We start from the raw sequence: 12,890 nt of genomic DNA on the forward strand, positions 1-12,890 counted from the left end.
GTTTTTAATTTGTATCCAATGAATTCTAGTAATGTATTTATACAGTCTATCACCTACATAACATTGGGGGTTCATATAAAGAGAGAAAGGAGGCCCAACGTGACTGATATTGTATTTGAATTTACCCAACCTAAAGGTAAAGAAGATGGATTAAAAGACATTGCACTAACCGATGGTTTTATTGATGCGCTTTTTTCAATTTCCGAAAAGATACACACTAGTGAAAAGTTCAGAACACGATCTAATGGAGTTGGCCGGTTAGTGTGGCATGTGACAGAAGCAGATATTATGCTCATGGTCACACTACATGTGTGTTTTAATTCAGAAGGTAAGCTTGAAAACGTATCGAAACACCAAATCTATAAAAAGCTTTATGAGCTTTATGAAGATCCTTGTTGCGATGATCAATTTTACATAGCTTTTGAGAAGTTTGTACGTTTGGGCCTCATTCAAGAAAAACTGTCTGGCGTAACAAGTGAGTTTTCTCTTACGAACTTTATTAATCCTGATACGAATAAGATTGGTCGTCTTGTGATTGTAGACCCTTTTGTATTTTCTAAAGGTTTTACGGATCTTCCTATTTCTGCGCAAAAGTTTGTCTTTGATTTGCTACGAAAACAAGGTAACGAGAAAGAGAAAGAGGTTTTTTACTGGCTCAATAAAGAAAAGGGGATCTTGAAACAGCTCCATAAGAAGCATGTGTACGAGTTGAAGAATATACTCCATCTTCTTTCAATGACAACGATACACCATCAAGAGCCTCTCATAAAATCTTGGAACATTGAGGCTAGAAGAGGAACCACATCACCGAAATTGACGGTAATCGTCAACGAAGCTTATACAAGCAAATATATTCCTGGAACCCAGTATAGAGAGGTCTTGCAAGGCAAAAAGACATATAGAAGGGTTATTAGACATCTCAAGAATCTCCTTTCAGAAAATTTGATTGGAGAGTTTGAGTTTCTTAATGATGGAAGTGACTTCTATCAATTAGTTCGTTTGCTGCGTGGCAAAAGTTATAAGTACATGGCTTATGTGATCGAGAAAATCAGGGAACTATATGAAAAGAACCGGATGTTCCCAATCGATATTATGGAATTCATACGAGATGAGATGCGTCATAAAGGTATGGTGACCTATCTAGAAATCGCGAAGCAAACGGGGGTATACAAGTTTATTTGTCCTCGTAAACTAGATGAGAATAGGTTATATGAGTTCGCAGCTGTAGCAAGTAGTTTCAGTCAACGTGAGTTTACTAAACTTTGTCTGACTTCTGTCAGGTCCTTAGAAGCTAGCTATACAAGACCACCGGCATTTAGCCATCATGACTATGCTCAATCTACAGAGCTGAAATATTATCTGGATGCGGTAACCATGAGAAATCATGCTTTCTCATTAAGAAAATGTCCGAATAAATATAAAGAGCTTGAAATTCAAGCGCTCTTACGCTTGGAAAATGAATATGAACCACGAGAAGTGCGAGAGTGGATGATCAAAAAAATAGAGATTTTGCCATCTTGGACTACAATTCCCGATGTTCCTCTCGACTTCAAACTTGAACATCATATTCTAACTAAAGAGCACTCGGCCTAGCCTTCTTTAAGCAGTAAAAAAAGAGGGTTATTCGTTTTGATGAAATAGTTATGTCTGTGAATTCTTGCGAAACAGACTATATCGTAATTGTTAAGGTAGAGAAGAGGCTAAACAACGGTTCAATACGAACCGTTGTTTTTTTTTGATATTATTCATATAAATACAGAATAAAAAGTGGGATTTTATCAGAAAGAAATAATTTGCCTCGTACAAATACAGAAAGATACTGTAGATAGTTTGATTAGATGTCTCACTATAATATTATTTTCATATAAATACAGAATTAATTAGTTGATTGAATTCTGTATTGTGGACAATTGCCAAGTGTCATAAGTCAGTTATATTCATAAGTATTTTCTTCTCCAATATTTTCTGTAATCATATGACTGATTTTTAGTTATTCCTGTATTTATCGGATTCGTATTACCGTAGTTCTGTATTTATCTGTTGATAAGTCTTTACACGTATATGGGACAAGTATGTACTCGTTTCTATATCGATCTTTTATTAAGTAGATCATTTAGAAGTAGTTTCTTCTACAGTCTTCACTTCATGTTATTTGCTTTATCAAAAGGATTAGCTATGGTAAAATACAGTTATACCAACAGCTTTTAATGCCTATAAGTCCTAGCTTACGCAAAAGGACAATTCTATTTCAATGCACTTCTCTTTCGAGTGACCAACTATCTCATGCTGAGATACCTATGCCTTTTTTAGGAATGTATTGGTCATTGGAAAGGGTTAGTGTTTTTTTGTCGTTCTACGAACTTATGGAAGAGGAGGAACTCTGATGACTAGATTTATAAGTGAAGAAACGATTGATGAAGTCAAAAATGTTACAGCGTATGAATTAGCTGTACAAATGGGTTACAACGTAAAAAGTTCAGGCACTTCTTGGGTCACGTATTGTCCCAACCCGAATCACGGCTCAGAAAAAAGACCGAAAACATATATCTCCAAATATAAAGGTATTTTCAAATGCTTTGATGGAGGGGGATGTGGTTGTAAAGGGGCAGATGCAATAACCTTTTATTGTTGGAGTCAATTCGGAGAATGGGACAGAAAACATTTTTTTGATTGTATCTTAGGAATTGCAGAGATCATGGAAATTAATGTTGTGTATGAAGATAGTCAATCCAAGCGTTCCGATGAAGATAAAACTCCCAAATATCAGCCACGACCTATCATTAAACAGGTTGAACCGCAATCTGATGAAATATGTGATCGAGTGTACCGCAGATTCCTTTCCTTGTGCCCGATGTATGAAGAACATGTCCATGAATGGAGATCTAAAAGAAAATACTCAGATCAAGAAATTGTAGCGATAGGACTGAGATCAGTACCTAAGAGTTACAAAGAATTGAACATAATTATTCGTACATTATTAAGTGAAGGATTCTTTTTAGATCGTGTTCCAGGGTTTACAAAGAGACTTCGGAAAGGAGGAGATCCCATTCATGAGGGAGATTGGTTTTGGACTATCTCTGCATCGGGTAAATACTTTATTCCTTTGCGAAATGCAATAGGGCAAGTGATCAGATTGCGTGTATCAACCGGAAGAGAGGATAAAAAATACATGTGGTTTTCTTCCGCTCCTAACATTGAATATGTTGATGATGTAAATGAAATGAGAAAGGCAGGTGCATCCTCTGGAGCACCAATAAACATCATTGCACCTTCTTCAATCCTTCAAGCCTGGGAGATAGGAGTAGAAATCACTGAATATCTTGCGTCAGATGTTGTTATTTGTAGCGAAGGTGAACATAAATCCTACATATCTAGTAATATACTTCAGAAACTATTAATCGGTATACCTGGCGTGGGTATTTACAGGGATGTGTTCCCCCTCCTTCGTGAATGGAGAACCAAGAAGTTAGTGATTGCTATGGATATGGATGCTCTCTTAGACGAAACGAAAGAAGCAGGAAAGAATAAGTACGTATTTGAACATCTGACAGAGTTTGCAAAGCAAGCCTTAGAAGATGAGGGCATTGAAGTTGTCATTTGGTGCTGGGATCCACAATTGGGGAAGGGACTCGATGATATCTTATTGCAGTCTATTCTACCCATTGAAATAGACTTGCGTACCAAAGCAAGACGTCTAGTTACTTTATGATTGAGCGTTGTTAAACCTATTCTTTAGTATATGAAAAGGTAAACCCTCGGTTACGACGTTTTAATAAGTTACTAGACGCAACCGACGGTTGGCGTCACTCAGCTACTTTCTTCGGCCTCAGCCTCATCTTACTCTCACATCATACATAATCAATGTAACTCAATAATAATAAATACTTTCACTGAAACTGAGAACTTTAGCAGGCTAAATTCAAGTTTGGTCATGGTAGTGACCTTTTTGTTAAGCTTTTTTCTCTGTCGCTGTTTGTACGATCTGTGCATTGGAATTGGGAAGCTAGAATCTGTTACTGAAGAGTTGCGCTATGATTTCATGATGCGTGTTCCATTTGATCCCAATGGGCACCAAGTTTTCGATCTTCTAAACGAAATGAGAAAAGAGCAACTTTGTCTTAATCCAATGTCAGATGAGTCGTTTCTTGATATGTACTTGTTAAATCCAATTCAAGCATTACGACAATATTTTAAACATAGCATTGTCCCTGCTCATGAAGAGCGTATCCAGCAATGGAACAGCGTGAGTCACAGATCCTATAACAATTGTTTAATATTGCGTAAAACATAACGAGATATTCCTCGGAATGGGCTCTAGAACAGTCTGTCCTAGAGTCAACAATCTCCTCTGAAGGGCTACGGTACTATTTCTTTTGAAACGAATAACTTACCTTCACTAAGAAAGAACATTTTTCTCGCGCGAAAATTTTGTCCAACGAGGATTGTATAAGACGTTTGGGTTGAAGCCACATCGTTAATCTGAGAACGGAAATAATCACTTTCTAACTTCAAAGTTAAAAAAAGGTCGGGTTCAGGTTGAATCTGAATTGACACGGTAACCTTGATGGTCGATATGGGCGACAACGATCATATACAATTTCTCCGACATGTGATCCTATATGTTTATTTAGATTCTTAACCGAAACCGAAAACTCACTCATGAAATGCGAGTCAATTATTATCTCACAGGTGACTTACCATTTTGAGTTTTCGGAAGTCCCGATTTGTTACATCTCAATTTGGGTATCGTAAATCTCGATATCCAATACTCAAATACTCCTTTTGAGCATGTTAGGTGGTATTATATTCCTATCATGCTTAAGGAGTGAAAGGATGGCAGAATGGATAAAGTCTGTATGGGATAGCGGAGTACCAATGACATTGTTTACAGGCGTTGCTGTACCTATTTTTGCCGTATTGTTGAGTGTTAGGGTAACGATGAAGAAGGCGAAAGAAAAGGAGCTAGAAGATGAACGAAATCAGCGTATCAAGTTGTTACATATGCTAAGACACGAATTGAAAACTGTAATTACACATTATAATGCAAAGAATAAGTATTACACCAAAGAATCGTTAACAGGAAAGTTGATTGTTAACAGTCCACTGTTTAACGTGAACGAACATAAAGCTATGTTGAATGGATTATGGAAATATTTAAGAGGATATGAATCATTAAACACAGCTATTGACACGATCCCTATGCAGTTCGCACCAATTCAAACAGCAATTTTAGACTTGAGTAAAAATATGATTGGATTACACAACATGGCTAAATATAAAAAACTATCAGACGAGTTTGTAAATGAGGAAATAGAGCCTATAATTGATGAATCCGTCCAATACATCATTGCCGCAGCTAAACCACTATTGGAAGAGGTAGAGAAAGAGATAAGGTTGATTGAGAGTAAGTAGTAAGTTGATAGACTTGTCCAGGTGGATGAGTCTCTTTCTATTTATATATAAGGTGATATTTTGCTTCATAATACATAGGTGAATGGACACTTGTTGTTGTATAATTGTGGTAGCGAAGTAACTGTATTGATAGGGACCAGCGTATTATCTACTGATAATTCAATTTAAATTGCGAAGTTATTCTTAGTGAAATAATACTTTTACATAGAAGGGGAAAGAGGGCTATGGATTCTGCTTGGATAGCTGTTATAAGTGCATTAGGGGCTTCTGCCTTAACTATAAGTGGTACTCTAATTACAAATATACTTAAATCTAAAGATGACCAAATAAAAAATCAAGAAGCTAGGGATTGGAGTGTCACTGAGGCAACAAAAGTAGAAAGGAAACAGAAAGAAGAAAAAGAATTTCATATTTATAATGAGTTTCTAAAAGCCATTGGTGAAATACAATATGTTGAAGAAGACTATACTGGATTGTTTTTCTTTAATCTTGAACAATATAAAATCAAAGTTCGCCCTATACTATTTCGAAGTTTGCACTATTTACCTTATCTTATTATCGAAAAGGTCAGAGGACTCGATTTTGTTTCACAAAAAAAAGAATTATACGCTACCCCCGATGAATGGCTCGATGATTTATCTCAAATGTTTAACGAATTAGTAACTGAAATTGAACGGCAATATAAAAGAATTGGGTAAAACAATTCCTTTATGGAATTAGCTCTATGAAAAGAGGATATATAATGAATACAAGCAATATTAACGAGTGGAAAGATTCATTTCTAGATTGGTTTGCCTTAATCATGGCAATTGGTTTTACGTTTTTACTACTCATTTCTGGAGTCTATGCACTAGTTGGATTTATTCGCTTGATCTTAGGCGGACTAAAACGACAAAAACATAAGATGTTTAACTGTTCCTCTTGTGGAAGCCGAATATCTTATGAAGCAAAGCATTGTCCTAAATGTGGACATCATTATGGAGAAAGTTACCCGGCTATGATAGCAATTCCTATATCGTTTTTGGTTACTTGTATCTGCTTGGGTTTTGGGGTGTATTTCTTAATTTTTGTACTGGAGATGCTATTGGATTTTGGGATAATAAAATGAGTCTTTCATTCAGAAGAGATAATCTTTGTTATGAACTATAATATCATACCAATGCTTGGAAGTGCGGAAGCGGCTGCAGAACATGAAAACAAAGAAGCATGGAGAGCATTTAGGAGCAGAACAACTAAAAATCCATTCTTAAAGGAATTTTTAAGAATAAGGGAAGATAATCGATGCGCATGGTGTAACAGAACATATCCTCTACACGGGTTTCAAAACATCATATAGACTACGATCATGAATGTTACTATGGAAAGATGATAGAAATTCCGAATCCAACAGAAAAAAGACCTGGACGAACGTCTAAAATTGCGGATTGCGAGTCCTGTCATAGAGATAGACCCGAGCTGTTTAACGATTGCGCTAAAAGGCTGACTACTGTACATAACAGTTGCAATAGAACTATTGAAATTTTCAGGGGGAAATTGAATGATGGTACACTATTAAGACGATGAAATTAGCCTTTCACGGAGATAACGGCAAAGGAAAAAAATGTAAAAAAATAAATCCATATAATCATGATACTTTTTTAAAGAACAAATCAATGATTTAATATCTCACGAGTGGAAGATAGAGGGAGAGGAGATAAGCCCGCTTACCCTAGGTTTTGTTCACAATGAGATATTAGATTACATAAATAGAAGAGAAGAAGAGCAAATTGGATTAATGTATCCAGATGCCCTAAGTAAAGCCTATTATTTAAAACGTCGAAGTTGATAAATCATAACATTTTACATCATTGAAGGGGTATGGTATGGAAGCTCAGGTATACTTATTAAGGAATGTTGATGAAGAAGGGAAAGAAATAGTTACTTTCAGTAAGACTCCTCAAGCACTTAAAATGTATAAAGAGAGATATATACATAACGTTGAGTATGTTGTTTACACCATAAAGAATGGAAATGAAGATTACTTAGTTAAGAAAGTAGGAATACCTCATAAAACGCTATTAAATATTGATCAACTCTCAGATCTTGTTGCTGATATGTTTTATGAGCAAATTGATTCCCAGCAAGGATATGATAATTATGATGTAGCTCAACTTTATAGTATTGGAGTAATAGATGTATTTGATAAGGCACTATGAAGTTTCTAGAAATGGGGTGTAGGTTTGACCACAAACTTATCGATAAAGGTGAAGAGAGATGGAAGCATTGAATTATTGGATTTATTTGATGCACTTTCATTGGAACAGATATGCAGAGTCCCTGCACTTTTGAAAGAAAACCCATTATTTGGTGATAAGAAAAAGGATGCTTTATTGATCAAGGAAATAAATGAGCTGATTTATAACAAGAAACTGGACGCGCAGTTCTCAGTGGCTAAAAACAGCTCTTTGGAGTTCAAAATAATGCTCGCTGATGTGATTGAAAAGCTAATTCGTTATGAGAATAGGTGAAGTTTTTTGGTATGAATTGAGGAGGTAATATTTTGTTGTTAGAATGTCCAGATTGTGAGTCGAATGAAGTGGAGTATGCAGGTTATGAAGTGCTGCAAGAACAGAACGGAGATATTGTAGATGTAATTGATCTGGTTATCTGTAAGAGGTGTAAGGTGACTTTCCCATCGTACAATTTGAGAGAAAACTGAGGTGATTATCCAATTTTTTCAATACTATCTTAATTTAATGTTGGAAGAAGACAATTTAAATAACTTAAGATAACTATTTTGAGGTGACGGCAAATGGTATGGAGATTGAAATATGAGAAGGTAGGATTCTTGGATGAAGAGGAACACTCGATAGTTCGCTTAAGTTTAGCATCTCATTTAACTCTACATGTAGCATCGAAGGGGGAAGTATGTACATATTCTGATATTTCTCGTTACCTAAAATTACAATTCGATCTTGAAGAGGAACCCATGTCAATATCGCTAGCAGGTCTTCTCGGAGATATTTCTGTTGAAGAAAATAAACAAGAGAACCCTCTATTATCAGTTGTCGTGGTTAACAAAGAAACCAAAATACCTGGTGATGGATTTTTTAAATTAGCTAAAGACTTAGGGCTATACGATGGCTCACTAATTAATAGAGAACAAAAGGATGCATTTTATATTTCAGAGCTGAATAAAGCTCATAGTTTTTGGGGAAGAGATTATGATCCAGAATGGTCTGAGTATCTTCGTCTAAAAAAGAAGTTTGAAGGTCGATAAAATGAAGGTATCAGAAATTGATGGGTATGAAAAACTTCACATTAATGCTAGTGAAGTTTACTCAACCTGAATTTATGGATAGCATCGCAAATGGGCAGCTGTACATGAATAACATAGATTATTTTGTCGAGCTTGAAAATAAAACAAAAGTAAAAGGCCAAGGAGATAAATTTGATGGGGCGAATGTCATTAGGCATACCAAATTTAAATTAATCGATAGTGAAACAAAAGAAGTGGTTTTAGAAGGGATTTCTCCTGAAGTAATTCAAAGAGACTACGCTATTAGTAAAATTCCTGTTTATTGTATGACTGCTTTTAAAGGCAATGATTTTGCTGTTGTTGATGAAACTTCAGACTCCTATATTGCCAAACTTGATATATCTGAAGATGTAAAAGAATTAATGTTGTCGACATTTGGAAGTAAAGCCGTAATTATTAATCCCTTTTGTTTTATAAAGTCAGTTCAAAAACATTTTGATGATAAGCAAATTGACTTTTATGCACAATTGGTAGAGTACTCCGATTTCAATCTCAATCTAGAAGAAAGAATGCTGAATTACCAAAATCGAAATATTACATCCATTTTTACAAAAGATTTATTTTTTGAACATCAGAGAGAATTTAGAATTGCACTTTATAATACTGCAATTGAAGAACCGCTAGTGATCAATCTGAGTACCTTTGAAGATAGTCTTGTATCGTGCACAGACACTCTTTCATTATTTAACGATTTTGAAATAGAGATCCCAAAGTAAAAGATGTGTTTCACGAGGAAAGAAGGAAGGATGTGTGACCATGACAGATAAGATTAACCTATACGTTGACGACCTCAGAGACTGTCCAGAAGGCTTCGTGGTCGCTCGTACATATTATGAAGCCATACATATACTTGAGACTAGAAAGGTGGCTATTCTTACATTAGACCACGATCTGGGCGAAGATGTAGATGGTAAAGAGCTACCCAATGGATATGAATTGGTGAAGTACTTCTGTGAACATGGATTAAGGGCAGACAAGATATACATACACACAGACAACCCCGTAGGACGACAGAATATGTATGAGACATTACTAGCAGCTCAGCGTCGAGGATTTATTAGTGAAGATATTGAGATATATCATTATCCGATAACGGTGAATAGGTATTCTGGTGAGTAAGTAAAAAGCGTGTTTCATAAAAAAAAGGTCGCCCCCCTTAAAAGGTACGACCTGATTTAATTAATTCAGTTTAAACCAAATCCCACTTGAACCATCCCGTTTTCTGTTATAAGCCAACAATGGACTAGGGTCATCAGTTTTGACCACAAAAGCAGCCCATCCTTCATAAGAACCACCTGCGTAGATTTTCGTTCTAAATTGTGGATCAGGTAGCACTACAGAGGCTCTTTGATAATCTACACCACTTCCAGAAACCAAAGTGAAGTCATAATCACTAACTTCTTCAGCCACTTCGCTATTTGCACTAGATTTAAGCTCGTATTTAATCTTAGTCAATATGTACTCATGCCCATCATTGGGAAGTCTATTGAAGCTATTTGTGTCATAGATAATTTTCCATGCAGCATCACCACGGATAACTTCGCTGATAGAAATGTTTCCTTTTACAAGATTAGAGGATGTCTTGCCTTCAAATGGGACAACTATTCCAACATTCGCAGGATTCGTTCTAGTAGCGAGTTGTGAACTATTCGATGGTGCTGGGGTGTTGTTTGTTCCTTGATTCACAGTGTTAGTGTTGGCGGGAACTTGTGTTTTGGTTGTGATATAAATATTCTTTTGAGAATTATTTACGTCCACCTGTGCTCCTAATGACTCAGAAATAGCTCTCAAAGGCACATATGTTGTTCCGTTTATAATTTTTGCTTCAGTACTTAGTTTGGAACCGTTAATGAATATTGAAAAGCCATTTGAAGCTGCTAGCGCTCCCGTTACAAACATTGTTGATGAAAGTACAATTGTAGAAATTATTACTGTACGTTTCTTCATACTTTTAACCTCCAATTTAATATAGACAGATGAGTCTATAGTATCACTTGTAGGTCATAAGTTCCACTATTTTCCGAGAGTTCTAATTCGTACTTTTTATGAAATACATATTTTAAATAAAAAAAAGTGGTCATATTGACCACTTAAAATGTAGAAATAGAATCCAATATTCCATTATAAAAGTAGAGATAGTCATATTCATATGACCACAAATCAGTTGTAGCAAGTGAACTACGGTAGGTGCTGATATCATTAGGGTTCCCCCAAGACATAAGTACCTGTTCTGTCGTCATGCCGATAAAGATCCTATTATTAGCAATGTTGTCCCACACTTTTTTTGACCAGTTTGGGTAAGAATTTTTTGGATTTGAAAAGTAAAAAAAGTCGTGTATGTCTGTTGATGGATATCCATGCAGAGGCAATTTTAGAGTTACTTTGTTCCCATTTGCACGGTTAGCCTTAATTACAAGGTTTCCATCTTTCAAATCCAAAGAGGTGAAATATACTTTTTCAATGTTGTGTAATGGACTTGATGATGGAAGTCTATTGGAATTCGCCCAGTAATACTTCCCTTTAAACCCACTCTTAATTAATTCGTACTGGGAAAAGTGACAGAAGGAATAAGGCTCTGAATCAAGAATTGTATCTTCGATTATTTTTCCATCATTCAGGAGAATAGTGACATATGTCAAATATCCACTGTATTTAAGATCAATAACCCATCCTGTTTTGTTGGTATCGTACATAAACACTTTTGACCCAAGATAGTATTTAACCCCTTCAGGGATCTTTGTAAAGTTATTGATGATTTTATTAGATTTAGTTTGACCGTCTTTATTGGTCCAAATAAAAACTGAAAAGCCTTTTGAAATGTGTTTAGCTGAATAACCTGTAATACTCAAAAACTTTTTTAAAGATATGTAAGTTGTATTTTGATATATCTGAGAATTTGACTTGTCGAGAATAAAGCTACCTTTGGTAGAGCTTATGCTGATGTTATTACTATAATTCACTTTGATGTTATCTAGATCATTTAGTAACTTTACAGGTACATATAAATTATTGTCATCAGCTAGATAAGTTTTCTGCTTTAATACTTTAATGTTTCCATCCAAAAAGACTGCTGTTTCCTCTGGTGCATAAGAATTAGCAAGGGTGTTGCCATTTGCTGCATTTGTAGGTGTAGGCAGAATACAAAAGAATAAAAAAATCGAAAATAAACCAACTAAATATCTAATATAGTTTCGCATGTTTCCCTCCAAATTTTGAGAATCAACATGTATATTATCACACAAGCCATATAATAAATAGAATATTGAATGAAATGAACATTTCACCGAGAAAGGAGCTATAAATCATTCTGATAAATTACTTTAACACAGCAATAGGTATGCTAGGAACAATGGCACTAGTATATCTTCCTAGTCGCTTCATAAGTTTCACTAACAAGTCGAAATTCTCACATAAAGCATACTTCTATGTAATGATGGTATCTTTTGTGGTAATCGCAACACTACAAAGACTTGATATCATCTAAAAAAAGGAGGTTAAGTAAATATGGTCGACTTCGCATATCTCAATTCTCCTGAAGGAAAAGAAGAGATGAGCAGAAGACGTGAAGAGCGAAGAACACAGGAAGAGCTTGAGCGTAAAAATGTTTCATTTACAGGTCATCGTCCGAATAAATTAGGGAACTGCTATAGCCTTACAGATAGTCAATCCAAATACATAAGCAGCAAGTTGAAACCAGTTTTAGAAGAACTCATTAAGAATGATGGAATTGAACGTTTTGTGTCTGGTGGAGCAATAGGATTCGACCAGATTGCCTTTTGGACTGTACAAGGATTAAAAAACACAGCACATTCAAATATCAAAAATATTGTAGCTGTACCCTTCAAGAACCAAGCAATCAAATGGAATGATCGTGAAACTCAACATTGGTATAATAAGATGATTGATGTAGCCGATGAAGTTATTTATGTAGATGAATTGCCAGAATACAAAGTTGACGGTGTACCTAATGGTGATTATCATGTTGCAAAAATGCAAAAACGTAATGAGTGCATGGTAGATCAGAGTAGAATCGTTGTTTCAACTGGGGATGGGACAAAGGGTGGAACAGGTAAGTGCTGTAGATATGTACGTAAAGTGGGCAAGACCCTTTATAATTTGAAACCGCAATATGACTTTGAATTAGATATAACATATGGGTCAAATAGTTAAAAGAAAAAAG

The 12,890-nt window shown here is 35.5% G+C and carries 14 protein-coding genes; 12 read left to right on the forward strand and 2 right to left on the reverse strand.

Annotation, left to right across the window (positions count from 1 at the left end; genetic code table 11):
• Positions 1-99: 99 nt before the first annotated feature.
• The 11 genes from BLS14_RS28125 to BLS14_RS28170 all read left to right on the forward strand — a co-directional run bounded on the left by BLS14_RS28125 (position 100) and on the right by BLS14_RS28170 (position 9,829).
• Complete coding sequence (locus tag BLS14_RS28125) at positions 100-1,593, forward strand: hypothetical protein (protein WP_090955012.1); 1,494 nt, start codon at positions 100-102, stop codon at positions 1,591-1,593.
• A gap of 790 nt (positions 1,594-2,383) precedes the next feature.
• Positions 2,384-3,709, forward strand: a complete 1,326-nt coding sequence (locus BLS14_RS28130; protein ID WP_090955014.1) for a CHC2 zinc finger domain-containing protein — start codon at positions 2,384-2,386, stop codon at positions 3,707-3,709.
• 1,124 nt (positions 3,710-4,833) lie between these two features.
• A complete protein-coding gene (locus BLS14_RS28135) occupies positions 4,834-5,412 on the forward strand; it encodes a hypothetical protein (protein ID WP_090955015.1) in 579 nt (192 codons plus the stop codon).
• Between the two features lie 224 nt (positions 5,413-5,636).
• The gene (locus BLS14_RS28140; RefSeq protein ID WP_090955017.1) at positions 5,637-6,110 is read left to right on the forward strand and encodes a hypothetical protein; all 474 of its coding nucleotides are present in this window, start codon (positions 5,637-5,639) and stop codon (positions 6,108-6,110) included.
• A 44-nt stretch (positions 6,111-6,154) separates the two neighbouring features.
• Positions 6,155-6,520, forward strand: coding sequence for a hypothetical protein (locus BLS14_RS28145; protein ID WP_090955019.1), 366 nt, complete (start codon positions 6,155-6,157; stop codon positions 6,518-6,520).
• A gap of 754 nt (positions 6,521-7,274) precedes the next feature.
• A complete protein-coding gene (locus BLS14_RS28150; protein WP_090955021.1) occupies positions 7,275-7,607 on the forward strand; it encodes a hypothetical protein in 333 nt (110 codons plus the stop codon).
• A gap of 48 nt (positions 7,608-7,655) precedes the next feature.
• On the forward strand, positions 7,656-7,919 hold the full coding sequence (locus BLS14_RS28155; RefSeq protein ID WP_256336720.1) for a hypothetical protein: 264 nt from the start codon (positions 7,656-7,658) through the stop codon (positions 7,917-7,919).
• A 32-nt stretch (positions 7,920-7,951) separates the two neighbouring features.
• Positions 7,952-8,110, forward strand: a complete 159-nt coding sequence (locus BLS14_RS32810) for a hypothetical protein (protein WP_176854809.1) — start codon at positions 7,952-7,954, stop codon at positions 8,108-8,110.
• Positions 8,111-8,239: 129 nt separating this feature from the next.
• Entirely contained in the window at positions 8,240-8,671 is a 432-nt protein-coding gene (locus BLS14_RS28160) for a hypothetical protein (protein ID WP_143021593.1), read from the forward strand.
• Positions 8,672-8,697: 26 nt separating this feature from the next.
• Positions 8,698-9,426, forward strand: a complete 729-nt coding sequence (locus BLS14_RS28165; protein ID WP_176854811.1) for a hypothetical protein — start codon at positions 8,698-8,700, stop codon at positions 9,424-9,426.
• A gap of 40 nt (positions 9,427-9,466) precedes the next feature.
• Positions 9,467-9,829, forward strand: a complete 363-nt coding sequence (locus tag BLS14_RS28170) for a cyclic-phosphate processing receiver domain-containing protein (protein ID WP_090955027.1) — start codon at positions 9,467-9,469, stop codon at positions 9,827-9,829.
• Between the two features lie 60 nt (positions 9,830-9,889).
• Here the strand turns inward: BLS14_RS28170 and BLS14_RS28175 are convergent, their stop codons facing one another.
• Both BLS14_RS28175 and BLS14_RS28180 read right to left on the reverse strand, forming a co-directional pair.
• Entirely contained in the window at positions 9,890-10,657 is a 768-nt protein-coding gene (locus BLS14_RS28175) for a copper amine oxidase N-terminal domain-containing protein (protein WP_090955029.1), read from the reverse strand.
• Between the two features lie 143 nt (positions 10,658-10,800).
• Entirely contained in the window at positions 10,801-11,907 is a 1,107-nt protein-coding gene (locus BLS14_RS28180) for a hypothetical protein (RefSeq protein ID WP_090955031.1), read from the reverse strand.
• Between the two features lie 307 nt (positions 11,908-12,214).
• Between BLS14_RS28180 and BLS14_RS28185 the strand changes: the two genes are divergently transcribed.
• Positions 12,215-12,880: an SLOG family protein gene (locus BLS14_RS28185; RefSeq protein ID WP_256336721.1), complete on the forward strand. Its 666-nt coding sequence runs from the start codon at positions 12,215-12,217 to the stop codon at positions 12,878-12,880.
• The last annotated feature ends 10 nt before the right edge of the window (positions 12,881-12,890 follow it).

Origin of the sequence: Paenibacillus sp. OK060 (assembly GCF_900101205.1) — a bacterium.
Taxonomy (GTDB): domain Bacteria; phylum Bacillota; class Bacilli; order Paenibacillales; family Paenibacillaceae; genus Paenibacillus; species Paenibacillus marchantiae.